The sequence below is a fragment of the Pseudomonas sp. GW823-FHT02C02 genome, assembly GCF_058797635.1.
In genome coordinates this window covers 16,754-42,320 of the sequence record NZ_JBXAJV010000011.1, presented here as the reverse complement: position 1 = coordinate 42,320, position 25,567 = coordinate 16,754, and the positions used below count along the sequence as shown (strand labels likewise).

The 25,567-nt window shown below is 58.5% G+C and carries 27 protein-coding genes; 15 read left to right on the top strand and 12 right to left on the bottom strand.

The genetic code is table 11. The features are described from left to right. Positions 1-61 precede the first annotated feature (61 nt). The 5 genes from AC1ROI_RS19890 (at position 62) to AC1ROI_RS19870 (ending at position 5,059) form a co-directional block, all read left to right on the top strand. A complete protein-coding gene (locus AC1ROI_RS19890; RefSeq protein ID WP_077747958.1) occupies positions 62-1,396 on the top strand; it encodes a TRZ/ATZ family hydrolase in 1,335 nt (444 codons plus the stop codon). 59 nt (positions 1,397-1,455) lie between these two features. Continuing rightward, positions 1,456-2,154 carry a bifunctional 2-polyprenyl-6-hydroxyphenol methylase/3-demethylubiquinol 3-O-methyltransferase UbiG gene (ubiG, locus tag AC1ROI_RS19885; RefSeq protein ID WP_010461694.1) on the top strand — a complete coding sequence of 233 codons (699 nt, stop codon included), beginning with the start codon at positions 1,456-1,458 and terminating at the stop codon, positions 2,152-2,154. Positions 2,155-2,158: 4 nt separating this feature from the next. Further along, complete coding sequence (mupP, locus tag AC1ROI_RS19880; protein WP_102595641.1) at positions 2,159-2,830, top strand: N-acetylmuramic acid 6-phosphate phosphatase MupP; 672 nt, start codon at positions 2,159-2,161, stop codon at positions 2,828-2,830. A 187-nt stretch (positions 2,831-3,017) separates the two neighbouring features. After that, positions 3,018-3,758, top strand: a complete 741-nt coding sequence (locus AC1ROI_RS19875) for a YciK family oxidoreductase (protein WP_007899713.1) — start codon at positions 3,018-3,020, stop codon at positions 3,756-3,758. 374 nt (positions 3,759-4,132) lie between these two features. Beyond that, entirely contained in the window at positions 4,133-5,059 is a 927-nt protein-coding gene (locus tag AC1ROI_RS19870; protein WP_010461702.1) for a GGDEF domain-containing protein, read from the top strand. A gap of 105 nt (positions 5,060-5,164) precedes the next feature. Here the strand turns inward: AC1ROI_RS19870 and AC1ROI_RS19865 are convergent, their stop codons facing one another. From AC1ROI_RS19865 to AC1ROI_RS19835, 7 genes are all read right to left on the bottom strand, one after another. Continuing rightward, positions 5,165-5,926: an iron-containing redox enzyme family protein gene (locus AC1ROI_RS19865; RefSeq protein WP_219734217.1), complete on the bottom strand. Its 762-nt coding sequence runs from the start codon at positions 5,924-5,926 to the stop codon at positions 5,165-5,167. A 78-nt stretch (positions 5,927-6,004) separates the two neighbouring features. Next, on the bottom strand, positions 6,005-8,464 hold the full coding sequence (locus AC1ROI_RS19860) for an EAL domain-containing protein (RefSeq protein ID WP_010461704.1): 2,460 nt from the start codon (positions 8,462-8,464) through the stop codon (positions 6,005-6,007). A 135-nt stretch (positions 8,465-8,599) separates the two neighbouring features. Further along, the gene (locus AC1ROI_RS19855; RefSeq protein ID WP_102595639.1) at positions 8,600-10,417 is read right to left on the bottom strand and encodes an ABC transporter ATP-binding protein; all 1,818 of its coding nucleotides are present in this window, start codon (positions 10,415-10,417) and stop codon (positions 8,600-8,602) included. Then, a complete protein-coding gene (locus AC1ROI_RS19850; protein WP_172792624.1) occupies positions 10,410-11,012 on the bottom strand; it encodes a DsbA family protein in 603 nt (200 codons plus the stop codon). Before AC1ROI_RS19850 ends, AC1ROI_RS19855 begins: the two co-directional genes overlap by 8 nt. Positions 11,013-11,051: 39 nt before the next feature. Further along, positions 11,052-11,993, bottom strand: coding sequence for an oxygen-dependent tRNA uridine(34) hydroxylase TrhO (trhO, locus tag AC1ROI_RS19845; protein ID WP_010461707.1), 942 nt, complete (start codon positions 11,991-11,993; stop codon positions 11,052-11,054). A 165-nt stretch (positions 11,994-12,158) separates the two neighbouring features. Next, on the bottom strand, positions 12,159-12,452 hold the full coding sequence (locus AC1ROI_RS19840) for a BolA family protein (protein ID WP_010461708.1): 294 nt from the start codon (positions 12,450-12,452) through the stop codon (positions 12,159-12,161). A 12-nt stretch (positions 12,453-12,464) separates the two neighbouring features. After that, positions 12,465-12,989 carry a DUF2059 domain-containing protein gene (locus AC1ROI_RS19835; RefSeq protein WP_010461709.1) on the bottom strand — a complete coding sequence of 175 codons (525 nt, stop codon included), beginning with the start codon at positions 12,987-12,989 and terminating at the stop codon, positions 12,465-12,467. Between the two features lie 191 nt (positions 12,990-13,180). Between AC1ROI_RS19835 and AC1ROI_RS19830 the strand changes: the two genes are divergently transcribed. Beyond that, positions 13,181-14,575 carry a class II fumarate hydratase gene (locus tag AC1ROI_RS19830; protein ID WP_102595638.1) on the top strand — a complete coding sequence of 465 codons (1,395 nt, stop codon included), beginning with the start codon at positions 13,181-13,183 and terminating at the stop codon, positions 14,573-14,575. 121 nt (positions 14,576-14,696) lie between these two features. Here the strand turns inward: AC1ROI_RS19830 and AC1ROI_RS19825 are convergent, their stop codons facing one another. Further along, complete coding sequence (locus AC1ROI_RS19825) at positions 14,697-15,656, bottom strand: DMT family transporter (RefSeq protein ID WP_010461711.1); 960 nt, start codon at positions 15,654-15,656, stop codon at positions 14,697-14,699. A 210-nt stretch (positions 15,657-15,866) separates the two neighbouring features. On the opposite strand from AC1ROI_RS19825, the gene AC1ROI_RS19820 reads away from it, so the two are divergent. Beyond that, complete coding sequence (locus tag AC1ROI_RS19820) at positions 15,867-16,061, top strand: DUF6316 family protein (RefSeq protein WP_077747968.1); 195 nt, start codon at positions 15,867-15,869, stop codon at positions 16,059-16,061. Positions 16,062-16,183: 122 nt separating this feature from the next. Here the strand turns inward: AC1ROI_RS19820 and AC1ROI_RS19815 are convergent, their stop codons facing one another. Together AC1ROI_RS19815 and pap are read right to left on the bottom strand one after the other, a co-directional pair. After that, on the bottom strand, positions 16,184-17,368 hold the full coding sequence (locus tag AC1ROI_RS19815) for a thiolase family protein (protein ID WP_077747969.1): 1,185 nt from the start codon (positions 17,366-17,368) through the stop codon (positions 16,184-16,186). A 102-nt stretch (positions 17,369-17,470) separates the two neighbouring features. Further along, positions 17,471-18,994: a polyphosphate:AMP phosphotransferase gene (pap, locus tag AC1ROI_RS19810; protein WP_077747970.1), complete on the bottom strand. Its 1,524-nt coding sequence runs from the start codon at positions 18,992-18,994 to the stop codon at positions 17,471-17,473. A 183-nt stretch (positions 18,995-19,177) separates the two neighbouring features. Between pap and mnmC the strand changes: the two genes are divergently transcribed. From mnmC to AC1ROI_RS19770, 8 genes are all read left to right on the top strand, one after another. Next, complete coding sequence (gene mnmC / locus AC1ROI_RS19805) at positions 19,178-21,157, top strand: bifunctional tRNA (5-methylaminomethyl-2-thiouridine)(34)-methyltransferase MnmC2/FAD-dependent 5-carboxymethylaminomethyl-2-thiouridine(34) oxidoreductase MnmC1 (RefSeq protein ID WP_102595780.1); 1,980 nt, start codon at positions 19,178-19,180, stop codon at positions 21,155-21,157. A gap of 420 nt (positions 21,158-21,577) precedes the next feature. After that, complete coding sequence (locus AC1ROI_RS19800) at positions 21,578-21,892, top strand: hypothetical protein (protein WP_102595781.1); 315 nt, start codon at positions 21,578-21,580, stop codon at positions 21,890-21,892. Between the two features lie 28 nt (positions 21,893-21,920). Next, positions 21,921-22,478 (top strand): pyocin activator PrtN family protein, encoded by a 558-nt coding sequence (locus AC1ROI_RS19795; RefSeq protein WP_306461195.1) that lies wholly within the window; start codon positions 21,921-21,923, stop codon positions 22,476-22,478. Positions 22,479-22,626: 148 nt separating this feature from the next. Further along, entirely contained in the window at positions 22,627-23,118 is a 492-nt protein-coding gene (locus AC1ROI_RS19790; RefSeq protein ID WP_158243838.1) for a DUF4224 domain-containing protein, read from the top strand. Positions 23,119-23,180: 62 nt separating this feature from the next. After that, positions 23,181-23,420 carry an excisionase gene (locus AC1ROI_RS19785; RefSeq protein ID WP_102595783.1) on the top strand — a complete coding sequence of 80 codons (240 nt, stop codon included), beginning with the start codon at positions 23,181-23,183 and terminating at the stop codon, positions 23,418-23,420. After that, entirely contained in the window at positions 23,417-23,647 is a 231-nt protein-coding gene (locus tag AC1ROI_RS19780) for a hypothetical protein (protein ID WP_102595784.1), read from the top strand. Before AC1ROI_RS19785 ends, AC1ROI_RS19780 begins: the two co-directional genes overlap by 4 nt. A 65-nt stretch (positions 23,648-23,712) precedes the next feature. Beyond that, positions 23,713-23,922, top strand: a complete 210-nt coding sequence (locus AC1ROI_RS19775; protein WP_102595789.1) for a hypothetical protein — start codon at positions 23,713-23,715, stop codon at positions 23,920-23,922. A gap of 81 nt (positions 23,923-24,003) precedes the next feature. Beyond that, positions 24,004-24,399, top strand: a complete 396-nt coding sequence (locus tag AC1ROI_RS19770; protein WP_102595785.1) for a hypothetical protein — start codon at positions 24,004-24,006, stop codon at positions 24,397-24,399. A 15-nt stretch (positions 24,400-24,414) separates the two neighbouring features. Here AC1ROI_RS19770 and AC1ROI_RS19765 read toward each other — a convergent pair whose 3' ends face one another. Both AC1ROI_RS19765 and AC1ROI_RS19760 read right to left on the bottom strand, forming a co-directional pair. After that, a complete protein-coding gene (locus AC1ROI_RS19765) occupies positions 24,415-24,840 on the bottom strand; it encodes a cell wall hydrolase (protein ID WP_102595786.1) in 426 nt (141 codons plus the stop codon). Between the two features lie 62 nt (positions 24,841-24,902). Continuing rightward, positions 24,903-25,250, bottom strand: a complete 348-nt coding sequence (locus tag AC1ROI_RS19760) for a phage tail protein (protein ID WP_102595790.1) — start codon at positions 25,248-25,250, stop codon at positions 24,903-24,905. Positions 25,251-25,567: the final 317 nt, after the last annotated feature.

Below are 25,567 nucleotides of genomic sequence, written 5' to 3'. Positions count from 1 at the left end.
CCCGCGAAGACGCTCGGGTATACTTCGCCATCCTTTACAAAAGCACTGGAACCGACCCTCGATGCCGAACACTGCCGCTGCGCTCGACCTGTTATTGCTGCCGACCTGGCTGGTACCCGTCGAACCCGCTGGTGTTGTCCTCAAAGAGCACGGCCTGGGCATTCGCGATGGACGCATCGTGTTTATCGGCCCACGAGCGGCTGCGCTGAAGCTTAACGCAACCGAAGTTCGTGAGTTGCCGGACATGTTGCTCAGCCCCGGCCTGATCAATGCCCACGGGCATGCGGCGATGACACTGTTCCGGGGCCTGGCGGACGATCTGCCGCTGATGACCTGGCTGGAAAACCACATCTGGCCCGCCGAAGCCAAGTGGGTCGACGAAGATTTTGTACGCGATGGCACCGACCTGGCGATCGCCGAGCAGATCAAAGGTGGCATCACCTGTTTCTCTGACATGTATTTCTTCCCGAAGGTTGCCAGCGAACGTGTCCATAACAGTGGCATACGCGCACAAATCGCCATTCCGATCCTCGATTTCCCGATTCCAGGGGCCAGCACGGCGGACGAGGCCATTCGTCAGGGCGTCGAATTGTTCGGCGATCTCAAGCACCACGAGCGGATCAAAGTCACGTTCGGCCCCCATGCGCCCTACACCGTGGGCGACGAAAACCTGGAGAAAATCCGGGTGATCGCCGAAGAACTGGACGCCTCGATTCACATGCACGTCCATGAAACCGCGTTCGAAGTGCAGCAATCGGTCGAGCAGCGCGGCGAGCGCCCCCTGGCCCGACTCGGCCGCCTGGGATTGCTCGGCCCGCGCTTCCAGGCCGTGCACATGACCCAGATCAGCGATGAAGACCTGGTGCTGCTGGTAGAAAGCAACACCAATGTGATTCATTGCCCGGAGTCCAATCTCAAGCTGGCGAGCGGCTTCTGCCCGGTCGAGCGTCTTTGGCAGGCTGGCGTCAATGTCGCCATCGGTACCGATGGCGCGGCCAGCAACAACGACCTCGACTTGCTCGGCGAAACCCGCACTGCCGCGCTGCTGGCCAAGGCTGTCGCTGGCTCGGCCACCGCGCTGGACGCCCATCGCGCGCTGCGCATGGCCACCCTCAATGGCGCCCGTGCGCTGGGAATCGAGACTGAAACCGGTTCGCTGGAAGTTGGCAAAGCCGCGGACATCGTCGCGTTCGACCTGTCGGGCCTGGCGCAGCAACCGATCTACGATCCGGTTTCGCAGCTTATATACGCCACCGGCCGCGACTGCGTGAAACACCTGTGGGTCGCCGGCAAACAATTGCTCGACGACCGTCGCCTGACTCGCCTGGACGAGGAGCAGCTCTGCGCCACCGCCAAGGCCTGGGGTCAACGCATCAGCGGCCACACCGAACAGTAAGCCTCCCCGGACTGACTTCCGGGGCAACAGGATTTTTCAAGTTTTAGAGGACTTAAACCATGAGCAATGTCGACTACGCCGAAATCGCCAAATTCGAAGCCCTGGCCCATCGCTGGTGGGACCGCGAAAGCGAGTTCAAACCGCTGCACGACATCAACCCGCTGCGGGTCAACTGGATTGACGAACGGGTCAACCTGGCCGGCAAGAAAGTCCTCGATGTGGGCTGCGGTGGCGGCATCCTCAGCGAAGCCATGGCTCAGCGCGGCGCCACCGTCATGGGCATCGACATGGGCGAAGCGCCGCTGGCGGTCGCGCAATTGCATCAGCTGGAATCCGGCGTGAGCGTCGAGTACCGGCAGATCACCGCCGAAGCGCTGGCCGAGGAAATGCCTGAGCAGTTCGACGTGGTCACCTGCCTGGAAATGCTGGAGCACGTGCCGGATCCGTCCTCGGTGATCCGCGCCTGCTTCAAAATGGTCAAACCGGGCGGCCAGGTGTTCTTCTCCACCATCAACCGCAATCCGAAGGCGTATCTGTTCGCCATCATCGGTGCCGAATACATCATGAAGCTGCTGCCACGAGGCACTCACGACTTCAAGAAATTCATCCGTCCTTCCGAACTGGGCGCCTGGAGCCGCATGGCCGGCCTGACCGTCAAGGACATCATCGGGCTGACGTACAACCCGCTGACCAAGCACTACAAACTGGCTGCCGATGTGGACGTCAACTACATGATCCAGACCCTGCGCGAGGAGTAAGCCGATGCGTATCAGAGCAGTCCTTTTCGACATGGACGGCACGCTGCTCGACACCGCGCCGGACTTCATCGCCATCTGCCAGGCAATGCGCGCTGATCGCGGCTTGCCGCCGATGAACGACAAGCACATCCGCGACGAGATTTCCGGCGGGGCCAAGGCGATGGTCGCCGTGACCTTCTCCATGGACCCGGAATCACCGGGTTTCGAGGAATTACGCCTGGAGTTTCTGGAGCGCTACCTTACCGGTTGCGCGGTTCACAGCAAACTCTTCGACGGCATGGCCGAACTGCTGGTCGACATTGAGAAAGCCAACCTGATCTGGGGCGTGGTCACTAACAAGCCGCTGCGCTTCGCCGAGCCGATCATGCAGCAGCTTGGCCTGGCCGAGCGCTCGGCGCTGCTGATCTGCCCGGACCATGTCAAGAACAGCAAGCCGGACCCTGAGCCATTGATCCTGGCGTGCAAGATGCTCGACCTGGACCCGGCCAGCGTGCTGTTTGTGGGCGATGACCTGCGCGATATCGAATCCGGTCGTGATGCCGGCACCAAAACGGCTGCCGTGACCTACGGCTACATTCACCCGGACGACAACCCGCGGCATTGGGGGGCGGATGTGGTGGTGGATCATCCGCTTGAGTTGCGCAAGGTGCTCGATAGCGCTCTTTGCAGCTGCTGAGTACCGCAGATTTTGTGGCGCGGGAGCTTGCTCCCGCTGGGGCGCGAAGCGCCTCCTCTATCTACAAACGCATTCTGTCAGGCACACCGTATCTGGTGATTTACGACTGCTTTGCAGTCGAACGCGAGCAAGCTCCCTCGCCACTGGTTCGGTGCCGCCTTTGTGTTGAATTGTTGTGAGGTTTCTTATGTTTGATTATTCCGCCCGCCCTGAATTGCTCAAGGACCGGGTCATCCTGGTTACCGGCGCAGGTCGCGGCATTGGCGCTGCGGCGGCGAAAACCTACGCAGCCCATGGTGCAACCGTACTGCTGCTGGGCAAGACCGAAGCCAATCTGACTCAGGTCTATGACGAAATCGAAGCCGCCGGGCATCCACAGCCTGCGGTGATACCGTTCAACCTGGAAACCGCGTTGCCTCATCAATACGATGAGCTGGCCGCGATGATCGAAACAGAGTTCGGCCACCTCGACGGTTTGCTGCATAACGCGTCGATCATTGGTCCGCGCACGCCGATCGAGCAGCTGTCCGGCGAGAACTTCATGCGCGTCATGCACGTCAACGTCAATGCCATGTTCATGCTCACCAGCACCTTGCTGCCGCTGCTCAAGCTGTCTCAGGACGCTTCGGTGGTGTTCACCTCCAGCAGCGTCGGTCGTAAGGGTCGCGCGTACTGGGGCGCTTATGGCGTGTCCAAGTTTGCCACCGAAGGCCTGATGCAAACCCTGGCCGACGAAGTCGACACCGTGGCGCCGGTGCGCTCCAACAGCATCAACCCGGGCGCTACCCGCACCAGCATGCGCGCCCAGGCATACCCGGGTGAAAATCCGCTGAACAACCCTACGCCCGAGGAGATCATGCCGGTCTACCTTTACTTGATGGGTCCGGACAGCACGGGCATCAACGGCCAGGCTTTCAACGCACAGTAACAACCGCACGTCGCTTTTTGTACCGCGCCGGGTTCCCGGCGCGGCCCTGAAAGCACCCCGCAAGTGCAGTGGTTTAAGTCAATACGCCGCCGCTCTTTCTGCCTGAAACCCTTCATAAATCCTTCAACTTGTTGATTTTCAAGGATTTTTATTCAAAGGAACTCATTGGCATGACTTTCGCTCTAATTTTGCTCAGACACGCCGTGTGAAAGCAATCGGGCGGACGCCTCAGTCGATAGGTTACTTATATTCGGCAAAGCGGACTAAACTTGCGCCAAATGTCCTACGGGACTGATGGACCAGTATGACGCGCAGCCCAAAGCCGCTCTCACCCAGCCTGTAAGACAGCCTTACTGCTTAGGGGCTCACGCCATATGAAATCACCATCCCAGACCAACGCAATTGACTTCGACAGCGCCAAATTGCAACGCCTGGGCTTTGGTCAGCAACCTCCCATTCTGGAGCGGCCATTCAGCCTTGCACAAGTGCGCCAGCAACTTGGCCAGCAACTGCAGACCAGTCTTGAGCCACAACGCATTCTCGGACTTTTCTTCCGCGAGATTCAACGCCTGGTGCCGCTGGATGCGCTGACTTATCAGCACTCGGCCAGCGACTTGCGTCTGGAATTCGGGCATCGCGGCCACCATTCCGTCACTTACAGCCTCAGCCATGAAGGCGAGAACCTGGGTGAACTGGTGTTTCGCCGCAATCAGCGATTCAGCGACCACGAACAAAGCAATCTGGAATCGCTGCTGTCCACGCTCCTGTTCCCGATGCGTAACGCCCTGCTCTACCGCGCGGCGACGCAAAGTGCACTGCGCGATCCGCTGACCGATACCGGCAACCGCATCGCCATGGATCAGACCTTAGAGCGTGAAATCGAGATGTCGCGGCGCCACTTGATGCCGTTGTCACTGCTCATGCTGGACATCGATCACTTCAAAAACGTTAACGATAATTTCGGCCACAGTGCGGGCGATGACGTACTCAAGAGCGTCGCAGCCTCGATCAAGAACCAGCTACGCAACGTGGACATGGTGTTCCGTTTTGGTGGCGAAGAGTTCCTGATCCTCCTGTCCAACACCAGTCGGGAAGCCGCCGCCATGGTCGGCGAAAGACTGCGGTTTGCGGCACAGGCGCAGAGTTACAAAGCCGATGGCAATCAGATCGAGCTGACGGTCAGCCTGGGTTGCTCGACCCTGCTGCCCGGCGAATCGGCCGATAGTTTGTTGCGTCGGGCCGACAGCGCGCTGTATGTCGCCAAGCGCGAAGGGCGTAACCGGTTGGCCATGGCGGGTTAATCCTTCAGCTGAGCCACATAACTAATGTGGGAGTGGCGGTGCGGCGAGCAACTCGGATCGCCGCACCGCCGCTCCTCACATTTTTTTGCCTGTAATACCTATGGATCAGCTTTCGGCCAATGCCATGCGCTCACGCGCGACCGGCGCCTTTTCAGAGTGTTCCAACTGCATGCAGCGCTCCAGGAACAGGTGCATGTAGTCGTAACTCTTGCAGACCGCCTGGCGCAATTCCACTTGCAGGGATTTGCTCGGGTTCATGCCCGCCAATGTGCAGATGATTTCAAGCGCTTCCCAGGGATGGGCATCATCGTACTGAGCGTGCATCTTCAACCACTTCATGGCCCGCTTGCGATCTTCCTCCGGGAACGCGGCCGCATAGACACCATTGGAACAGACCAATGCCGACCACTCTCCGGTCGCCCCTTCGATGGCGTAGTTGGTCGCGGCAATGGCGACAATCAGCGAATCCGCCGAACTGGTGTGCCAGCACCAGTGGCTCAAGGCGTGAAGTTCAGGTGCAACGTGTTGGGCCTGCAAGTCTTCCAGGCTGACCCCATGGGCCCGACTCCAGTTAACCCAGTAATCGGCATGGTTAAGTTCGACACGAATGTTACGCATCAACCAACGACGCGCCATGTCTTCACCGGGGTGGCGGGCAAAACGAGTCTTGGTCAGGTTTTGTGCCATATATAACGCGAACTGTTCAACGACGGGCCAGCCACCAATAAGGTACTGCCGCATGGTTTTTGCGCCGAGCTTATTGTCTCGCATGCGCTGATACAGTTCGTGTTCGACAACCCGGCGCTTACTCTCGCTGCAGTCCTTGATGAGCTGTTGCGCCCATGCGGGATAACTTGCAGCTTCCATGAGTGGTCCGGTTCGATTGAATGTGTCGATCACTGTCGGGCTCCTTTTGATTGTGATTGTTAGGATCAGCAAGAGATTTCAACGGAACGTGCCGGGCGCCTTGAATAACAAAGGTTGAGGCCTGGCAGGACGACTTTGCAAACTATCGCAGGTAAACAGATGCGGGCGTTCAATGACATACCCTTGAGCGAAGTCGACCCCGATCTCCAGCAATGCCTGCTCGATCTGGGGTGTTTCTACAAACTCGGCAATCGTGCGCTTACCCATGACATGGCCGATGTGATTGATCACTTCTACCATGGCGCGGTTAATCGGGTCGTCCAGCATATCCTTTACGAAACTTCCATCGATCTTCAAGAAGTCTACAGGTAAATGTTTCAAGTAGGCGAATGAGGACATACCGGCGCAGAAGTCATCCAACGAAAAGTGACAACCTAAACCTTTGAGTTCATTGATAAATCTAATTGCACTTCCCAAATTGGAAATTGCACTGGTCTCTGTAATTTCAAAACAAATCATTTCAGGTGGAATGGACCATGCAACAAACTGTTCCCTCAGGAAGTCCAGAAACGCGTCATCTCCGATAGTAGTGCCTGACAGATTAATCGCACACATGGCCAAAGGACCTTTGCGCTCTTCGGCAATACATTGGGCAATGATCTTAAAGACGTTCTGCACCACCCAACGATCAAGTGCGGTCATCAGACCATAACGTTCGGCAGCCGGAATAAAACTGTCCGGTAATATCATGCGCCCGGCTTCATCATGTAGACGCAACAGGATTTCTATATGCCCGCCGCCGTGTTCGGTATGACCAAGGGGTGCGATTTCCTGGGAATACAGGCAAAAGCGATCCTCTTCCAGGGCCATGTGCAGGCGCTGTACCCACGCCATCTCACCGAAACGCAGGGACAGTTCCGAATCATCGGCGTTATACACCTGAACACGGTTACGCCCTTTTTCCTTGGCCATGTAACAGGCCATATCGGCAGCACGCAGCGAGGCTTCGAGGGTGGTCGGGGTTTGCGCGATATGAACCATCCCGATGCTCACCGTTGTGACGAATGGCCGGCCTTTCCACACAAAGTGCAGGTTCTGCACGGTATGGCGCAGGCTCTCGGCAATTTTCTCGGCCGCTTCCGGCGGACAGTCTTCCAGCAAAATCCCGAACTCGTCGCCACCCAGCCGGGCCAGCGTGTCACCTTCGCGCAAGCCTGATTGCAACAGCGCGCAGATATGCCGAAGCAGTTCGTCACCCGCCGCGTGGCCGCAGGTATCGTTGACCAGTTTGAACTGGTCCAGATCGAGGAACATCAAGGCGTGGCGCCCAGCGTATCGGGTCAGGTTGTGCAACGCCTGCTCCAGGCGATACTCGAACTCGCGACGATTGGCCAGCCCGGTCAGGGCGTCGTGGGTCGCCTGCCAGGACAAATTGGCGATGTACTGGCGCTCCTGAGTCATGTCATGCAACACCAGCACGGCGCCACTGACCTTGTCGGCGTTGCGGATCGGCGCCCCGACCAGGGTGACCGAGACGGTGCTGCCGTCGAGGCGCTGGATCAGTTTGGAATGCTCGCTGGCGCCGCTGAGCTGACCGCTCAATATGTGCTCGATCAAGGTAAAGCCGTCAGCCTGAGCGTTGTCATCCAGCAGATTGAACAAGGCCGCCAGCGGCAAGCCGATGGCCTGCTCGCCCTTCCAGTGAGTCAACGCCTCGGCCGCCGGGTTCATGTAGGCGATCGCACCGTCGACATCCGTGGTAATCACCCCGTCGCCAATGGATTGCAGGGTGATCTGCGCCCGGTCTTTCTCCAACTGCAAGGCCTCGGCAAAGGCATGGCGCTGTTTGAGCAGTTTGTGGGTACGCATCAACGCTAACGCAATCAAGCCCAGGGCCGTGGCCAGGTTCGTGACCAGCAGCAGGCGCAGAATCAAGCGCGAGCCCTCGCCCAAGGCATCGCTGAAGGCAGTGGCGGCAGGCGTCACACCATCGTTGATTGCAAAAATCTGGTCTTTCCAGCGTTTGATGTCGGCGTCCGACGCCTGATTTTCGGTAATGCGCCGGTGCATCTCTTGGGCGACGTTATCGAGTTGCACCAGATACGCGTCACCCACCGTCCAGCGGTCGATGGCTTTTTCAAGGTAACTGAAATGCCTGAAATTGAGGTACAGCCAGATCACGCTGGAGACGTCGTCGGGATGATTGCCACCCTTGAGAATCGCCACCCGTGCGGCTTCGATATTCGGTGGCTGGTGATCCAGCGCCACGCGCAACTCGTGACCACCCTGGGGTACGGCAATGGCGTTCTGGTACTTGAGGAAAATGGCCTCGTCGCGACTGTCCGCGTAGAGATTGAGGTAATAGATGGCGTCCTTCTGGCCCTTGGACCACAGGCTCTCCCCGGCCACATAGCCGCGAACTGCCGAAAGTACATAGAGACTGACCCCGCCCAACAGCGCTTGAAATAGCACTACGGCAATAAATGGCCAGACGATGCCCAATAACCTAGGGGTTCCGAGAGTCCGCTTTTGCTTCATGAGGTCCCTTGTATTAGCACTGCCAGATCATCATCCAACGTGATCGCTACAGCTAGACTAGGGTGCGTATTCGATCCCGGCAAGCCAGCGCCCGTATTTTGCATGCACTTGCCGCAAACCTGACGCGGGCTGTCACTAATGCTGCTGTAAATGGCCATAAAGCTTGGCGTACAACCCACCTTCGGCAATCAGTTGCTGATGGTCACCATCCTCGGCAATTTGCCCGCCGTCGAACACCAGCACCCGATCAGCCTGTTTCACCGCCGACAACCGATGCGCAATGATCAGCGTGGTGCGGTTGCTCAAGAACCGCGCCAGCGCCAGGTGCAGGTTGTATTCGGTGGCAGCGTCCAGCGCCGAGGTGGCCTCGTCGAGAATCACCACCTTGGGTTCGGCCAGCACCATCCGCGCAATCGCCAGCCGTTGCCGCTGACCACCGGACAAGCGCACGCCAGAGCGTCCGACAATGCTGTCCAGACCATCAGGCAATTCTCGAACCGTTTGGTTCAGCTGGGCAATCTCCAGCGCTTGCCAGCAGGCCTCGTCGCTGCGCAGACGGCCCATCGTCAGATTGGCGCGCACGGTATCGTTGAACAGCGCGGGGTGTTGCAGGACCACGGCGACGTTTTCGCGCACGGTCTCCAGGCCGATCTCCTGCTGGGTCGAGCCACCGAAGCGGATGGTCCCGGCAAGGGGCGTGTACAACCCCAGCAGCAACTGCACCAGGGTGCTCTTGCCACCACCGCTGGCACCGACAATCGCCACTTTTTCACCGGGGGCGATGGACAGGTCCATCTGGTTCAACACCAACTCGTCGCCGTATCCGAAACTCAAGCCCTGGACTTCGATGCCCACGGTGTCCCGCCCCTGAAACGGATCGACACCGCCGGGGTATTGCGGCTCATCGTCGCGTGCCAGCAACTCGTTGATCCGCGACAGCGCACCGCCGGCGGCGTAATAGGCGTATTGCAAATTGAGTAACTGCTCCACCGGACCGATCATGAACCACAGGTAGCTGAACACCGCCAGCATCTGCCCGATGGACAAGTCGGAGAACAACACGGTGAGCATCGCCGCAGCGCGGAAAATATCGATGCCGAACTGGAACAGCAAGCCACTGGCACGGTTCGACGCATCGGTCTTCCACTGTGAGGTCACCGCATAATCGCGCACTTCCCGGGCCCGCTGCCCCAGACGCCCGAGGAAAAACCCCTGACGGTTGCCGGCACGCACTTCCTGGATCGAATCGAGGGTTTCGGTCAGGGCCTGGGTGAAACGCGAGGTGCTGTCATTCTCGAGCTTCTTCAGGTGCTTGACCCGCTTGCCCAGTTGCACCGTGGCGTAGATCACCAGCGGATTGAACAACATGATCAAAAGCGCCAGCTTCCAGTGCATCCAGATCAGAATGCTTGCAGTGCCGACCAGCGTCAGCATCGCCACGAGGAATCGACTGAGTGTCTCGCCGACAAATTTGTCCAGCGTGTCCAGGTCCGTGACCAGGTGCGTGGTCACCGTGCCGCTGCCCAGGCTTTCGTATTCGCCCAGGGAAATACGCTTGAGCCGTTCGATCAACCGTATGCGGATGCGATACACGATGTCTTTGGCCAGCGCCGCGAACAACTTCGCCTGCACCACGTTGAACAGCAAGGCGCCGCAGCGCAGCAACAAGGTCACCAGCAGCATCAGGCCGATGTAGCCCGCCGCTTTCTGCCAGCCTTCCGGCAACGCGTGGTTCATGATTTTCAGCGCGGAATCGCCATGCCCCAGCAGCACTTCGTCCACCAGCAACGGCAGCAGCAACGGAATCGGCACGCTGCACAGGGTGGCCAGCACCGCCACGCCATTGGCGATCCACAGGGATTTTTTATGGTGAAGGGCCAGCCGCCGGATTTCAGCCCAACTCAGCCGATCGACACGCTTGGGAGCTGGCGTGTCATCGGGCAGGTCATGCACAGGCAGCGCGCTCCAGCCAACGACCGAGCAATGGCGACAATTCACTCAAGGGTTGATAGCCATTGGTCAGCAGCGCCAGTTGCCCGCTACGTTCGGCCAACAGCGTTGGGAATCCGGCGATGCCGAGGTCCTGGACCCAGGTGAAATCGGCAGCAGTCGCGGCGTGCTGATCGGCACGGTCGAACGCAGCCGCAAACTCGATGCGCGGCAGGCCGGCTTTCTCGGCCAACTCGACCAGGACACTGGCGTGGGTGACGTCTCGGCCTTCGGCATAGAACGCGTGCTGAATGAGGCCGAGCAGTTTCCACGCGCAATCCGGCGCCAGGCTACGCGCGGTCACCAACGCCCGGCAGGCAGGCTCGGTGTCGTAGACAAAACCGTCAGGCAATGCGCCTTCGGCCTTGAACGGTTGGCCGGTGGCCTGGGTGACGGCTTGCCAATGCTCAAGGATGTAGCGCCGGGTAGTCGGTTCCAATGCGGAGCCGCTGCCGGTGCGCAAGCCGCCCACCACCAGGTGCACGTCCACCCCTGCGGCCTGCGCCTGCTCGACCAGCGCGTTGGCGACGGGCGCAAAGCCCCAGCACCAGGAACACATCGGGTCCATCACATAGAGCAGGCGTTGGGCAGACATGGTTCAAGCCTCTGAAGGAGTTTGCTTGTAGTTGTAGCCGATCGGGTGAGGCAGGTTGCGCGCCTTGGCCAGTTCGATCTGCTTCTGCCGATCAATGGCGCTGCGACGGGTTTTCTCGCTCAGCGTATCCCAGCAATGCGGGCAACTGATGCCGGCCACGTAATGCTCGGACGTGCGGTCTTCGACGCTTACCGGCGTACGACAGGCATGACATTGATCGTAGTCGCCTTCGCTGAGGTCATGGCGCACGGTCACGCGGTTGTCGAACACGAAGCAGTCGCCCTGCCATTTGGTTTCTTCCTGCGGCACCTCTTCAAGGTACTTCAGGATACCGCCCTTGAGGTGATAGACCTCGTCGAAACCCTGGCTGAGCATGTAGCTAGAGGCCTTCTCACAACGAATGCCGCCGGTGCAGAACATCGCGACTTTCTTGTGCACGGCCGGGTCGAAGTGGGCTTTGATGTAGTCGGGGAATTCGCGAAAACTGGTGGTTTTCGGGTCGATGGCGCCTTCGAAGGTGCCGATCGAAACCTCGTAGTCGTTGCGGGTGTCGATCAACAGCACTTCAGGGTCGCTGATCAGCGCATTCCAGTTCTGTGGATCGACGTAGGTGCCGACCTGTTTGTTCGGGTCCACGCCTTCGACGCCGAGGGTGACGATTTCTTTCTTGAGCTTGACCTTGGTGCGGTAGAACGGCTGGTCGTCGCAGTACGACTCTTTGTGGTCGATGTCGTCCATGCGCGGGTCGTTCTTGAGCCAGGCCATCAGCCCGTCTATACCTTCGCGGCTGCCGGACACGGTACCGTTGATGCCTTCTTCGGCGATCAGCAGCGTGCCCTTGATGCCATTGTCGACCATGGCTTGCAGCAGTGGCTCGCGCAGGGCAACGTAATCTTCCAGAGTGACGAACTTATACAGTGCCGCCACGACAATCTGTTGTGTCATGGGTGTTTCTCCAGGTGGCTACCCTCGCAAAGGGTGAACCGGAATAAAAAAAACGCGCCGGGTGAGCGGCGCGTTGGGCAGTCTATCAAAAATAAGTGCTTCTGTAGGAGCAAGGCTTGCCCGCGAAGGCGATCTTGAGGACGCTTTCGCGGGCAAACCTGGCTCCTAGCTGCCGCCAGCGCAGGTTGGCGAGGCCGGGGCCGCGTCGATCTGTGCCCATTCTTCAGGCGTGTAGGTATGCAACGCCAACGCATGGAACTCGCCCATCAGCTCGCCGAGCGTACCGTAGACTTTCTGGTGACGCTTGACGCGGTTGAGCCCTTCAAACTGCTGGCTGACCACCACCGCCTTGAAGTGGGTCTGCAACCCACGGCTGTGCATGTGGCTTTCATCCAGCACTTGCAGATGCTCGGGCTGTAACAAGCCCAGCGTCGATTCGATGCGTTGTTGCATGGTCATACCGGGCTCCGCTTAAGGCTTTTTCTTGGCTGGAGCGGCGGCGCCTTTAGGCTCCAGCTCGGCAGTCATGTCAGCCAACAGCTTGTTGACCACAGGCACCGCGCTTTCCAGCTTGGCTTGAGTCATCTGGGCCGACTGCTGAGTCAGCTGCGGCATTTTTTCCAGGACTTTCTTGCCCAGTGGCGACTTGTAGAACGCGACCAGGTCTTTCAGCTCGGATTCGCTGAAGTTGGTGGTGTAGAGCTTGACCATGTCTGGCTTCAGCTTGTTCCAGCCAATGGCTGCGTCCAGAGCGGCGTTGGCCTTGGCTTGATAGGTTTCCAGCAGGGCTTTTTTCGATTCAGGGGCTTTGGTCTGTTCAAAGCGCTGAGCGAACATTTGCTGCACTTGCATGTACACCGGAGTGCCCAATTTGTCAGCGTGCGCCAGGGTCAGGAAAGCTTCGGCACTGGCGTTGTGGCTGGCGGTATCGGCAAAAACAGGGCCGCTGGCGCAAACCAGTGCAACCGCGGTACAGATGGCACGAAGACGAGTCATCGAGTTTCCTTTTCTAGCAGGCGAGGTAAAACCCCAAGGGCGACCATTCTGCGCCTAAAAAAGTGTGTCACTCAACCCCAAGCCTTGTCAGGCCTGAATTAGAGGGGGCGAACGGTCAAAAAACAGACTGATGGAACCACGGCCGGCGATCACGGCCTAAACTGCGCTATCGACCTACAGGAGTGTGCAAGATGAGCCGTATCGAAACCGACAGCCTTGGCCAGGTGGAAGTCCCGGATGAGGCCTACTGGGGTGCTCAAACGCAACGCTCGCTGATCAACTTCGCCATTGGCAACGAACGCATGCCCCTGGCCGTGCTGCACGCACTGGCCCTGATCAAGAAAGCCGCGGCGCGGGTCAATGACCGCAACGGCGACCTGCCCGCCGACATCGCCCGCCTGATCGAACAGGCCGCAGACGAAGTGCTCGACGGCAGCCACGACGACCAGTTTCCGCTGGTGGTCTGGCAGACCGGCAGCGGCACCCAGAGCAACATGAACGTCAACGAAGTGATCGCCGGCCGCGCCAACGAACTGGCCGGCAACCCGCGTGGTGGCAAGACCCCGGTTCACCCCAATGATCACGTCAACCGCTCGCAAAGCTCCAACGACTGCTTCCCGACTGCCATGCACATTGCCGCCGCCCAGGCAGTGCAGCAGCATTTGCTACCGGCAATCAGTGAACTCTCCGGCGGCCTGGCCGAGTTGGCGGCGCGGCACATGAAACTGGTCAAGACCGGCCGCACCCACATGATGGACGCAACGCCGATCACCTTCGGCCAGGAACTCTCGGCGTTCATCGCGCAACTGGATTACGCCGAACGGGCAATCCGCAGCGCACTGCCGGCGGTCTGTGAACTGGCGCAAGGCGGCACCGCGGTTGGCACCGGGCTGAACTCACCCCACGGTTTTGGTGAAGCGATCGCTGCGGAGTTGGCGGCCCTTTCCGGCCTGCCGTTCGTTACCGCGCCGAACAAGTTCGCCGCGCTGGCCGGCCATGAGCCGCTGACCACCCTGTCGGGCGCGCTGAAAACCCTCGCCGTGACCCTGATGAAAATCGCCAACGACTTGCGTCTGCTAGGTTCCGGGCCGCGTGCAGGTTTTGCCGAAGTGAAACTGCCGGCCAACGAACCGGGCAGCTCAATCATGCCGGGCAAGGTCAATCCGACCCAGTGTGAAGCGCTGTCGATGCTGGCGTGCCAAGTCCTGGGCAACGACGTCGCCATTGGTTTTGCGGCGAGTCAGGGGCACTTGCAACTGAACGTGTTCAAACCGGTGATCATCCACAACCTGCTGCAATCGATCCGCCTGCTGGGCGATGGCTGCAGCAACTTCCAGCAGCATTGCATCGCCGGCCTGGAACCGGACGCGGCGAAAATGGCCGAGCACCTGGAGCGTGGGCTGATGCTGGTGACTGCGCTGAACCCGCATATCGGCTACGACAAATCGGCGGAGATTGCCAAGAAGGCTTACAGCGAGGGGCTGACCTTGCGAGAGGCGGCATTGCAACTGGGGTATCTGACGGATGAAGAGTTTGATGCGTGGGTAAGGCCGGAGAATATGTTGGAAGCGGGCGCCAAGGGCTGAGTGTGTAGCGCCTGACAATCAGCCATCGCGAGCAGGCTCGTTCCCACAGGGGGCCGCATTCTTCTGATAGAACTCGGTTAAATGTGGGAGCGAGCCTGCTCGCGAAGAACGATAACGCGGTTCAACCTGCGGCTATCCGTACTCGCCGCGCCCTGAGCCCGGCAATCAACGAAGGCCCCAACGCCACCAACGCCGACCCCACCACCACCAACACCGCCCCGCCATACCCCAGGCCATTGATCGTCTCGGCATGCACATATTCCGGCCATGCCCACGCGGCCACGGCCACTGCGCCAAACGTCACCAACGGTGTTATCGCCAGCGTCGCACTCACCCGCGAAGCTTCCCAATGGGCCAGCGCTTCGGCAAAGGCGCCATAAGCGATCAAGGTGTTCATGCAGCACGCCAGCAATAACCAGCCTTGCAACGGGTTCAACTGCAGCGCCTCCAGCGGATGCACCCAAGGCGTCAGCAACAGCGCGCAGAACAGGTAGATCACCATCATCACCTGCAACGAATTCCACACCGTCAGCAATTGCTTCTGCCCCAGTGCGTAAAACGTCCAGACCGTCGAAGCCAGCAGCACCAGCAACACGCCGGCGGTGTAATCGGTCAGCGAGGTCAACAGCTCGGCCAGACGTTGATTAAAGAACAGCGCGAAACCGATCAGCAGCACCAGCAGACCAATCCCCTGCCCCACACTGAACCGTTCCTTGAACACAAACAGGCTGGCGATCAGCAACATGATCGGGCCCATCTGCACAACCAGTTGCGCGGTGCCGGGGCTGAGCAGGTTCAGGCCCATCAGGTACAACACGTAGTTGCCGACCAGGCCGAGCACCGCCATCAACACCAGCCAGCCACCGCGCGGGCCGAGGACTTTGCGACTGGGCAGACGCCTGGTCGCCGCCAGATAAATGAACAGGCAGCCACCGGACACCGTCAGGCGAAACCAGGTCACCGTCACCGGGTCCATCACCAGCAGGACTTGCTTGAGTTTGATCGGCAGGATTCCCCACAGGACTGCGGTCAGCAAGGCCAGGAACAGACCGTAAACCCAGCGACCGGATGAAATGTGCATGCGAACCCCAAAGCCAGATGGCAAGAAACACCATTCTAGGCGCAGACCTCGGCGCGACACAGGGACAGTTGGCGACGGGCCGCGAATGAAACTGTGCAGGTCGCACCATTAATCTGGCGAAATGCCGCCGATCAGTTGGTCAGGCGCCGCAAGTGGTTCATGCATAAGCTCATTGGATCCGCTAACCGGAACATCCCTCAGGAGACCGCCATGTACGGCAAGCGCGCCCAGGACAACGCCCCCGCCACGCACTTTCGTTGCGACCGGGTGTGTCGTGTGAATGGAGAACTATTTTTCAGCACCCGGGAAAACACGCTGGAGGGGCCGTTTGATAATCCGCAGGCGGCTGCACGGGAGATTCAGGCTTACATCGCGCGGATGCAGCTTGTGAGTCTAGATCGATAGACCGAGGTGCTGCCATCGCGAGCAGGCTCGCTCCCACAGGGGTCTGATGCGCGCCATAGATCCAATGTGGGAGCGAGTCTGCTCGCGATAGCGGTTAATCAGGCAACAGAAGTCTTGCGGACTTAGCGCACCGCTTCGAACAACCCCGTCGCCCCCATCCCGCCACCCACGCACATGGTGACCACGCCATACCGCAAGTTGCGCCGCTGCAACTCACGCACAATGTGCCCGACCTGACGCGAGCCGGTCATGCCGAACGGGTGGCCGATGGAAATCGAGCCGCCATTGACGTTGTACTTGTCGTTATCGATTTCCAGGCGATTGCGGCTGTACAGGCACTGCGACGCAAACGCTTCGTTGAGCTCCCACAGATCAATGTCAGCCACCCGCAAACCCTTGGCCTTGAGCAATTTCGGCACCGAGAACACCGGACCGATGCCCATCTCGTCCGGTTCGCACCCGGCCACCGTGAAACCACGGAAGAACGCCTTGGGCTTGAGACCCAGCGCCAGGGCTTTTTCCAGGCTCATGACCAGCGTCATCGAAGCGCCATCGGACAATTGCGACGAGTTACCCGCCGTGACCGAACCGTCTTCGGCAAATACCGGTTTCAGCCCGGCCAGGCTTTCCAGCGTGGTGTCCGGGCGGTTGCAGTCGTCGCGGTCGACGATCCCGTCGAGGATCTGCACCTGGCCAGTGACCTTGTCTTCAACCCGATACTTCACCGCCATCGGCACGATTTCATCATCGAACAAACCAGCGGCCTGAGCCTGGGCCGTACGCAGCTGACTCTGCAGGGCATACAGATCCTGTTCCTGGCGACTGACGTCGTAACGACGTGCAACGATTTCAGCAGTCTGGCCCATCGGGAAATACAGGCCCGGCACCTGCTCTTTAAGAAGCGGGTTGATCAGGTGGTCGGTGTTGACGCTTTTCATGGTCAGGCTGATCGACTCGACGCCACCGGCCACGATGATGTCGCTGCAGCCCGACGCGATCTGGTTGGCGGCGATGGCGATGGCCTGCAAGCCCGACGAGCAGAAACGGTTGAGGGTCATGCCTGCGGTGCCGATACCCAGGCGTGATAACACGGCGACGTTGCGACCGATGTTGTAGCCCTGGGCGCCTTCGTTGGAGCCCGCGCCGACGATGCAATCCTCGACACTGGCCGGGTCGATGCCGGTGCGCGCCAACAAGGCATCGACGCAATGCGCCGCCATGTCATCCGGACGGGTCTGGTTGAACTTGCCGCGAAAGGATTTGGCCAGGCCGGTCCGCACGCTGTCGACGATCACCACTTCACGCATGGCATACCTCATTGTTGTTATCGGTTGGGAGTGGACCGAGCATAAGTCCACCCCATAACCGACCGCGACAATCATTCACCCCGCGTATGCGTAACCATCGGCTCACGACTTGCGTTTTTTGGCCTTCTTGTCGTGCTTGTCTGATTTTTCGAACGCGGCTTCCAGCGCCAGGTTGATCGTGCGCAGGACCTTGACCCGGGCCCAGCGCTTGTCATTGGCCTCCACCAGCGTCCATGGCGAGATTTCCGTGCTGGTGCGGTCAACCATGTCGCCGACGGCCGCGCGATAAGCGTCCCACTTGTCCCGATTGCGCCAGTCGTCTTCAGTGATCTTGAAACGCTTGAAGGGAATGTCTTCACGGGATTCGAAACGCTCCAGTTGCGTTTCCTTGTCGATGGCCAGCCAGAACTTGACCACGATGACGCCCGATTCGGAAATCTGCTCTTCGAAATCGTTAATCTCGCTGTAGGCCCGCAGCCAGTCAGCGGGCGGACAGAGCTCTTCGACGCGCTCGACCAATACCCGGCCATACCACGAGCGATCGAATACGGTGAATTTGCCCTTGGCCGGAATGTGCCGCCAAAAGCGCCACAAATACGGTTGCGCCCGTTCTTCCTCGGTGGGCGCGGCAATCGGCACGATGCTGTACTGACGTGGATCGAGCGCCGCGGCCACGCGCCGGATTGCACCGCCCTTGCCCGCCGCGTCATTGCCTTCGAACACTGCGATCAAGGCGAATTGGCGCATGCGTTTGTCACGCATCAGGCCGGAGAATCGCGCCTGCTCGGTAATCAGTTGTTCTTCGTAATCTTCCTTGTCCAGACGCTGGCTCAAGTCGAGGCTGTCAAGCAAGTTGAGCTGATCGACATGGATCGGCAGCGGCGCAGCGTTGACTTTGGCGGGATGGATTCTGGATCGTTTCAAGGCACTTTGCAGGCCTTCGAGCAGGATCTTGCCCACCGCCAGACTGCGGTAATGCACATCCACGCCTTCAATCACGTGCCAGGGCGCGTAGTCGCGGCTGGTGCGCCGCAACACGCGCTCGCCGTACTTCACGAACTTGTCGTAAGTCCGGGATTGTTGCCAGTCCAGCGGACTGATGCGCCAGCTGTGCAAAGGGTCATCGGCGAGTGCCTTGAGGCGCGCCTTCATCTGCTTCTTGGAGAGGTGAAACCAGAACTTGAAAATCAGCGCGCCTTCGTCGCAGAGCATCTTTTCAAAGCGCTCCGACTGGTTGATCGCCTGATCCAGTACCGCGTCCTTGAACAGTCCATGGACCCGGCCCTGGAGCATCTGGCTGTACCAGTTGCCGAAGAAAATCCCCATGCGCCCCTTGGCCGGGAGCATCCGCCAGTAGCGCCAGGCCGGAGGTCGCGCCAGCTCTTCATCGGTCTGCTGATCGAAAGTGCGGACTTCGATAAGACGCGGGTCCATCCATTCGTTGAGCAACTTGACCGTCTCGCCCTTCCCGGCGCCTTCAATGCCGTTGATCAGGACGATCACCGGAAAGCGCTTTTGCTGTTGAAGTTCGAACTGCGCTTCGAGCAACGCTTCACGCAGTGCCGGTTCTTCAGCGTCGTAGGTTTCTTTGTCGATGGCGTGACCGATTTCAGCAGATTCGAACATGGACGACTCCCTTTCCTGATTGCGCCAAGACTAGCGGATTGGGCTGTCCGTCATCACAGAAAATTCCTTGGCGGTCGGCTTTTTGTGGCGATTGCCTGCGGCACCACTACCCGACACTGCCATGGATCAGGCATCACCACCTCGATCAGCTAGAATGGCCGCCTTGCCGTTGCCGAGCCTGCCATGAAACCTGTATTGCCTCACGCCCAACTCGACTGGGACGACCAGGGTCGCCCGTATTCGCGGGTGTTCGACGATGTCTATTTTTCGGACAAATCAGGCCTTGAAGAAACCCGCTACGTATTTCTCGAACAGAACGGTTTGCGTGAACGCTTCGCCGCGCTGGCCGACGGCGGTCGACTGGTCATTGGCGAAACCGGTTTCGGTACCGGGCTTAACTTCCTCTGCGCCTGGCAGTTGTTCGAACAGCACGCCGTGGCCGGTGCGCGCCTGCACTTTATCAGTGTCGAAAAGTACCCGCTGAGCCAGCCAGACCTGCAGCGTGCGCTGGCTTTGTGGCCGGAGCTCAAGCCGTTTGCCGATCAATTGCTGGCGCAATACGTGGCGATCCATCAAGGCTTCCAGCGAATGGTCTTGGACAACGGGCGTGTGACCCTGACGTTGCTGATCGGCGATGCGCTGGAGCAATTGCCGCAACTGGACGCGCAGATTGATGCGTGGTTTCTCGACGGTTTTGCCCCGGCGAAAAATCCCGACATGTGGACCGCCGAGTTGTTTGCCGAACTGGCTCGATTGGCAGCGCCCGGCTCGACCATTAGCACGTTCACCAGCACCGGTTGGGTGCGCCGTCTGTTGAACGCGGCGGGCTTCAAGATGAAGCGCACGCCCGGCATCGGTCACAAATGGGAAATCCTGCGCGGTGTGTTTCTGGGCTGGCCTGCAGAAACCCCCACGCCTGTCGTTGCGAAACCCTGGTTTGCCCGCCCAACGCCGTTGACCGGCGAACGTCACGCCTTGGTGATTGGCGCAGGACTGGCCGGTTGCGCCACCGCCGCCAGCCTGGCGGCACGGGGCTGGCAAGTCAGTTTGCTGGAGCGCCACGATGCGCTGGCACAGGAAGCGTCGGGCAATCCACAGGGCGTGTTGTACCTCAAGCTCTCGGCCCATGGCACGGCCTTGTCACAGTTGATTGTCAGTGGTTTCGGTCACACCCGGCGTTTGCTTGAGCACTTGCACCGAGGCGTCGACTGGGACGATTGCGGTGTGCTGCAACTGGCCTTCAACGCCAAGGAAGCCGAACGTCAGGCACAACTGGCAACGGCGTTTCCCGAGGATTTGCTGCACACACTCGATCAGCAACACGCGCAGATCCGCGCGGGCATCGCGTTGCAATCGGGTGGCCTGTTTTACCCCGAAGGCGGTTGGGTGCATCCGCCCGCCCTGTGCGCATGGCAAGCGGCGCATCCGAATATCCGGTTCCTGCCCCATCACGATGTGCTGGAACTGCGTCGTGCCGAAGGGCAATGGCAAGCGTGGGAGGGTCACAAGCTGCTGGCCAACGCAGCGGTGGTGGTGCTGGCCGGCGCCGCCGAGATCAAGCGTTTCGACTTCAGCAGCGACTTGCCGCTCAAACGGATTCGTGGACAGATCACCCGCCTGCCCCAAACACCTGCAAGCCAGAGCCTGAGCACCGTGGTATGTGCCGAAGGTTATGTCGCGCCGGCCCGCCTGGGTGAACACACCCTGGGTGCCAGTTTTGATTTCAACAACGACGACCTGACGCCCACCACGGCCGAGCATGCCGGCAACCTGCAGATGCTCGAAGAAATCTCGGTGGATCTGGTCGCCCGACTCGGCGCAGAGGCCCTGCGACCCGAGGCACTTGAAGGTCGCGCGGCGTTCCGCTGCACCAGCCCCGACTACCTGCCAATTGTCGGCCCTTTGTCTGATCGCCAGGCCTTCGCCGACGCCTACATCGCCCTGAGCAAGGACGCCCGGCAAACGCCAGACACCCCATGTCCATGGCTGGACGGTTTGTACGTCAACAGCGGCCACGGCTCACGAGGGCTGATTACCGCGCCGTTGTCAGGCGAGTTGCTCGCGGCCTGGCTCGACAACGAACCGCTGCCATTACCCAGAGCCGTGGCCGAGGCGTGCCATCCGAATCGTTTCGCTTTGCGGCGCCTGATTCGGGGTAAATGAATCCGCATTCTGACGGTTTAATTGATCGATCTATCGGGTGCGGACCGGCGTTTTCGGCTGAAGGCGCCTCCCTGCACATTCCCTCTTATTACTTATCGATCTAAAACTCCCGCGATCCCACCGGGTCAGTTTCTGAGTACCCGCCGTTTTTGGCGGGTATCGATTGACCCTCCCCAACGGAAAAACCGGTAAGGACTTTATGTGCGGATTAGCTGGCGTTTTTGGTCCGGGGGTTTTAAAGGGCTTCAGGGGGCATCCACACCCCTAACCACCCCTAAAAAACACACGATTGGTACAAAAAATGGTACGAGATTTCCCGGCGAGCATCCGGTGTGGATAAGCCAGCTTTATGACGGCTCCAATGATTATCATCTGAAGCATCCACGCTAAGCTCAGGTAAAAAATTTGGAGCTGCGCATAATGAAAAACGATGCAGAAGAATCCGACAGCTACCATTCGCGCGCGAAAGAAGCCGAAGCTTTTGTGACGAAGTTGAAAGGCCCAAGACCCGTAGGGAACGAAGTCAACGATTGCATACTGGCCGCTACGGCGGGTGGCCTATCGGCGATGACCGCACTGGCGCTTGCAGGTGTATACGGTGAACGCTTCGAGTATATAACCATTATCGTCGCAGGGATTGCTGGCGCTTTGACGTTTTTCTTGCGTCGATTTCAACAAAGAGAGTGGCAAACAGCTTGGATTAAAAGGATGGAACAAACCACACCGGTAGACTGATGCCTCCGTTGTGCAAAGGAGTCGACCGATGAACACTCTTTTTCTTTTGATGGCCCAGTATCATAGTCAGGTGATTGTGTCCTTGCATCGGGTATGCGCCGACTACTTCACTCATTTGACGCCATCAAAGCTACAGACAAAGGTCTCCACGGGCGAGATTGACCTGCTGATTATCTCTATAGAGCAGAACGAAAAGACTGCACGAGGCGTTCACCTCTCGGATCTGGCTGCTTACATCGATCGTCAGCGAGACAGGGCCAAGGTTGAGCTTGATCGGCCGAGGACCCAGGCTACTAAATCCTTTAGCCAAGAGTCGCTCAAAATAGAAAACCCCGAAGCTGATCCAGTTGCTCAATCTGCGGAGTCAAATGACCTTAGTCAACAACCTATCCAGTTCATAAGGCTGGCTGAAGTAAAGCGGATTACAGGAATGTCGACTAGTACGATTTACAAAATGGCAAATCACGGCACATTTCCACGTCAAGTTAAGCTAGGTGGCAAGGCTGTGGCTTGGGTTAAGGCAGAGGTAATAGAGTGGAGCGGTCAGCAGATCGAAAAGTCTAGAACGCTGAAATGCCAACTATAGGGAAGAAGCATACAGCTAACGTATCACGCCGCTCATCTCATAACTGGACGAGCCATGCCCAGCTCAGACTATATCAAACAAAGGCCTGGCACATTTAAACAGGATGGAAAGATGTAGCCGTATCAGATATCGCACCAGGAGAAACTCGATGTTCTTAACGAAGGATGAAGTGGTCGACCTCACTGGTCATGCGCGCCCAGCTATTCAATCTCGCTGGCTTCGAACCAATGCCATACCGTTCATTCTCGGTGGAGATGGTTACCCCAAAGTCCCCAAACAATCATTGCTAGACAAAATCGACTGCAACAATTCTCGGGACGAGAAAACGGAGTCTCAGATTTGTGGGCTAATCGACATCACGGAAAATTGGGACAAGGTTTCTGAATCGATGATGGCCGAGCTCTTGGGTACAACCGCGCGAGCCTTACAAGGGAAGCGTGCCAGAGGCATAACTCCGGAAAACGTATGGTCAAAAGTCGACGGATCAATCATGTATAGCCTGAAACGGTACGAGGCTTTTTTGGATACCCAGTGGCCCGCGCATATCCCGATAGCGCCAGCACCTCCGAAACCGGCAGCTACCAACCTAAGAAGAAAAAAGAACACAAACCAACGAACGCCCGTCACGCTGCTCGTATGAACCAACTTCTCTCATCTGCGCTAAAGTAGCCCGAACATATTGCTTCACTGGGATACGCAATCATGAGCAAGCTAACCCTTGTGGAATGGGCAGCAGATCACTTTAGAACGCCGCCCAGTTCCAATACGCTGCGCAAATGGGCCCGCGAAGGGCGAATTACGCCTCCACCAATCAAGCACGGACGAAATTACTATGTAGAGCCGATTGCGTGCTACCGCGAACCCGAGAAGCTTCGGACAAGAACCTCAGCCGGCAGTCTGATAGAGAGAATACAGGTCGAAAGAGCGAAACTAGGCCTATGAAAATCTTGTCTCAAATCACTGTAAAACTGCCGAGACTCATGGAGGTAGGGGAGTATTGGAAGCTACGGTACGTCGGCAATAAACCAAGTCTGCAGCAGTTGAAGAAATGGATTGAAGAAGGCGAAATTATCGGCGAGATCACGGGAGGGATGTATTTCGTGGACGTACAGGCAGCGGTGATGGGCTCTAACGATCCATTGCTCGCAAAGATGCTTAAGATTGATTAGTGGGAGCTATGAGGAAACTCATAGTCGCCACTGCTACCCTCTCCTCTTTCATGGAGGAAATCGCGATGCCTGACTCAGACCTGCTCCCTTCCCTACTCTACAAGATCAACGAAAACCAGCTGGCCCTAGAGGCCGCCATCATGGAACTGACCTTGCTGGTTGAAAGCCAGGGCTCAACAACAGCGGGCAACAATGTTCGCGGGGCCTTGGGCGTGATCGGCCAGAATGAGGAGTTCATCAAGATGACGCTTGCGGTCATGATGACGCCGGAATGACCAGAGGCTACAGCTCGTCGCCACGCCCTCGCTCATTTGCCTTACCTCGATTACTGTATATACAAACAGTATCAATAAGGCATGACCGTGGACCCCCTCGAAATCGAAGACACCAGCGACTGGCTTGGCTGCCCCACTGAGCTTGAGACCTGTCGCTACTTCCTGCGCATCACCGAGAACGAGGTGCAGGAACTGACCCTGCAATTGCGCAAAGCCCGCGAAGACATCTTCGGGCTGGTGCAGATGCACGCTGATGTCACTAAAGAATGCGGGGCGCTGAGGGCCGACCTGTTAAAGGCCAAGGCCGATCTCGCAGAATCAAACCGCAGAGCCACCGATATCGAGACGAAAAGTAACTGGGAGCTGATGGCCAACAGCAGGCACATCAGCGAACTCAATCTCAGGATCCGCGAACTATCAGGCGAGAAACCATTCGATAGTCCTTTCCCTTTACCGCGAAAAAACTCCGACAATTGAGCCAGTAGCCGGCAGCTACGGCACATCCTTGAAAAAGACGTGACCACCAAGCCTCAATGTTTCTTTGGCCTTCGCCGCCCAGCCTGGAGCCTTCTTCATGGCGATCGCGTAATAGTGCGTGGCGCCGCCGGCAGGATCGGACACCTTGCCATCGATCACCTGGTCAGCAACGATCCGCGCCTGGGCAAGCTCCCGTAACGGGATCTCCCTTGCCCCGCTCAGGTAGACGTAATTCGGATCGTTCCTGTTCCAGCAGCTGAACTGATACGGCGCCTGGCACACGCCGGCATAGCCCTCCCCCCACCATGACTTGGTCTTGCCGTCGTTCACGCGGTTACGAATCGTCCAGGCCACGGCAATCAGACCGGCCAGGCTTTCACCGCGGGCCTCCCCCCACAGCGTGCGGGCGAGGATGTCTCGGTCTTTTTCGGTGACGGTCATACTTTTCTCCGGGCAAAAAAATCCCGCTCAATGGCGGGTGGTCTGTGCTGCTCTTTGTCGCTCTACATCAGGTCGGCAGATCGCGCCTCTGGGTCGGCAACGATCACCGGCACGACCGGCTCTGTCGGCCAAACCGGCGCGGCGTACCAGGTCGGCTGAACAGTCACCTTGCCGAGAGCGAACTTGTAGGCCTTCCACGCCTTCAGGTTCAGCAGCAAAGCAGCCTGTTCGGCTTCGTCCGCTTCGGTGGCCTCCCCTGCGTCGATGCCATACCCAAGCGTGTCGATGCGGTCCTGAATGCGGGCTATCTGAAACACAGCCTTAGCATTCTTGGCGGAGAGCGAAGCTTTGGCTTCAGCCAGTTGAGCTGCTGCCAGGGTTGCCGCTTTCATTTCAGCGGTAATGAGCATTGACCAGTCGATCTCACCAGCTACTGGCTCATGAGGAGACGGCAACGGCTCAGGTGATTCGGAAGGCGGATCGCTCAGGAGCGGAAGAGGGAGCGGCACTACGCCGTTGGCCACGCCAATCAATGGGTCAGGAAATGCCTGCTCCGGACTGTAGTTCCACGGATTAGGCAGGATAAGAGACAGAGCCAGATCCCCATTTGCCCGCCCAACCTCGCCGGCAAACCACGCGCAGTTTATTGCCAGAAGAGGAAGAGTATCGCCTTCGCCGATTGCGGAAAAGTCGAAGGCCACGCCATTCAAAACAAGTACATCACCAG

What these genes read in the sequence shown, in the direction of transcription:
- AC1ROI_RS19795 (WP_306461195.1), top strand. Translation starts at nt 21,921, where the DNA reads ATGAACACTCTTTTTCTTTTGATGGCCCAGTATCATAGTCAGGTGATT.
- trhO (WP_010461707.1), bottom strand. Translation starts at nt 11,993, where the DNA reads ATGACACAACAGATTGTCGTGGCGGCACTGTATAAGTTCGTCACTCTG.
- AC1ROI_RS19865 (WP_219734217.1), bottom strand. Translation starts at nt 5,926, where the DNA reads ATGGAAGCTGCAAGTTATCCCGCATGGGCGCAACAGCTCATCAAGGAC.
- AC1ROI_RS19790 (WP_158243838.1), top strand. Translation starts at nt 22,627, where the DNA reads ATGTTCTTAACGAAGGATGAAGTGGTCGACCTCACTGGTCATGCGCGC.
- AC1ROI_RS19770 (WP_102595785.1), top strand. Translation starts at nt 24,004, where the DNA reads ATGACCGTGGACCCCCTCGAAATCGAAGACACCAGCGACTGGCTTGGC.
- mnmC (WP_102595780.1), top strand. Translation starts at nt 19,178, where the DNA reads ATGAAACCTGTATTGCCTCACGCCCAACTCGACTGGGACGACCAGGGT.
- AC1ROI_RS19765 (WP_102595786.1), bottom strand. Translation starts at nt 24,840, where the DNA reads ATGACCGTCACCGAAAAAGACCGAGACATCCTCGCCCGCACGCTGTGG.
- ubiG (WP_010461694.1), top strand. Translation starts at nt 1,456, where the DNA reads ATGAGCAATGTCGACTACGCCGAAATCGCCAAATTCGAAGCCCTGGCC.
- AC1ROI_RS19760 (WP_102595790.1), bottom strand. Translation starts at nt 25,250, where the DNA reads ATGCTCATTACCGCTGAAATGAAAGCGGCAACCCTGGCAGCAGCTCAA.
- AC1ROI_RS19860 (WP_010461704.1), bottom strand. Translation starts at nt 8,464, where the DNA reads ATGAAGCAAAAGCGGACTCTCGGAACCCCTAGGTTATTGGGCATCGTC.
- AC1ROI_RS19890 (WP_077747958.1), top strand. Translation starts at nt 62, where the DNA reads ATGCCGAACACTGCCGCTGCGCTCGACCTGTTATTGCTGCCGACCTGG.
- AC1ROI_RS19785 (WP_102595783.1), top strand. Translation starts at nt 23,181, where the DNA reads ATGAGCAAGCTAACCCTTGTGGAATGGGCAGCAGATCACTTTAGAACG.
- AC1ROI_RS19780 (WP_102595784.1), top strand. Translation starts at nt 23,417, where the DNA reads ATGAAAATCTTGTCTCAAATCACTGTAAAACTGCCGAGACTCATGGAG.
- AC1ROI_RS19825 (WP_010461711.1), bottom strand. Translation starts at nt 15,656, where the DNA reads ATGCACATTTCATCCGGTCGCTGGGTTTACGGTCTGTTCCTGGCCTTG.
- AC1ROI_RS19775 (WP_102595789.1), top strand. Translation starts at nt 23,713, where the DNA reads ATGCCTGACTCAGACCTGCTCCCTTCCCTACTCTACAAGATCAACGAA.
- AC1ROI_RS19870 (WP_010461702.1), top strand. Translation starts at nt 4,133, where the DNA reads ATGAAATCACCATCCCAGACCAACGCAATTGACTTCGACAGCGCCAAA.
- mupP (WP_102595641.1), top strand. Translation starts at nt 2,159, where the DNA reads ATGCGTATCAGAGCAGTCCTTTTCGACATGGACGGCACGCTGCTCGAC.
- pap (WP_077747970.1), bottom strand. Translation starts at nt 18,994, where the DNA reads ATGTTCGAATCTGCTGAAATCGGTCACGCCATCGACAAAGAAACCTAC.
- AC1ROI_RS19820 (WP_077747968.1), top strand. Translation starts at nt 15,867, where the DNA reads ATGTACGGCAAGCGCGCCCAGGACAACGCCCCCGCCACGCACTTTCGT.
- AC1ROI_RS19830 (WP_102595638.1), top strand. Translation starts at nt 13,181, where the DNA reads ATGAGCCGTATCGAAACCGACAGCCTTGGCCAGGTGGAAGTCCCGGAT.
- AC1ROI_RS19850 (WP_172792624.1), bottom strand. Translation starts at nt 11,012, where the DNA reads ATGTGTTCCTGGTGCTGGGGCTTTGCGCCCGTCGCCAACGCGCTGGTC.
- AC1ROI_RS19875 (WP_007899713.1), top strand. Translation starts at nt 3,018, where the DNA reads ATGTTTGATTATTCCGCCCGCCCTGAATTGCTCAAGGACCGGGTCATC.
- AC1ROI_RS19800 (WP_102595781.1), top strand. Translation starts at nt 21,578, where the DNA reads ATGAAAAACGATGCAGAAGAATCCGACAGCTACCATTCGCGCGCGAAA.
- AC1ROI_RS19840 (WP_010461708.1), bottom strand. Translation starts at nt 12,452, where the DNA reads ATGACCATGCAACAACGCATCGAATCGACGCTGGGCTTGTTACAGCCC.
- AC1ROI_RS19835 (WP_010461709.1), bottom strand. Translation starts at nt 12,989, where the DNA reads ATGACTCGTCTTCGTGCCATCTGTACCGCGGTTGCACTGGTTTGCGCC.
- AC1ROI_RS19815 (WP_077747969.1), bottom strand. Translation starts at nt 17,368, where the DNA reads ATGCGTGAAGTGGTGATCGTCGACAGCGTGCGGACCGGCCTGGCCAAA.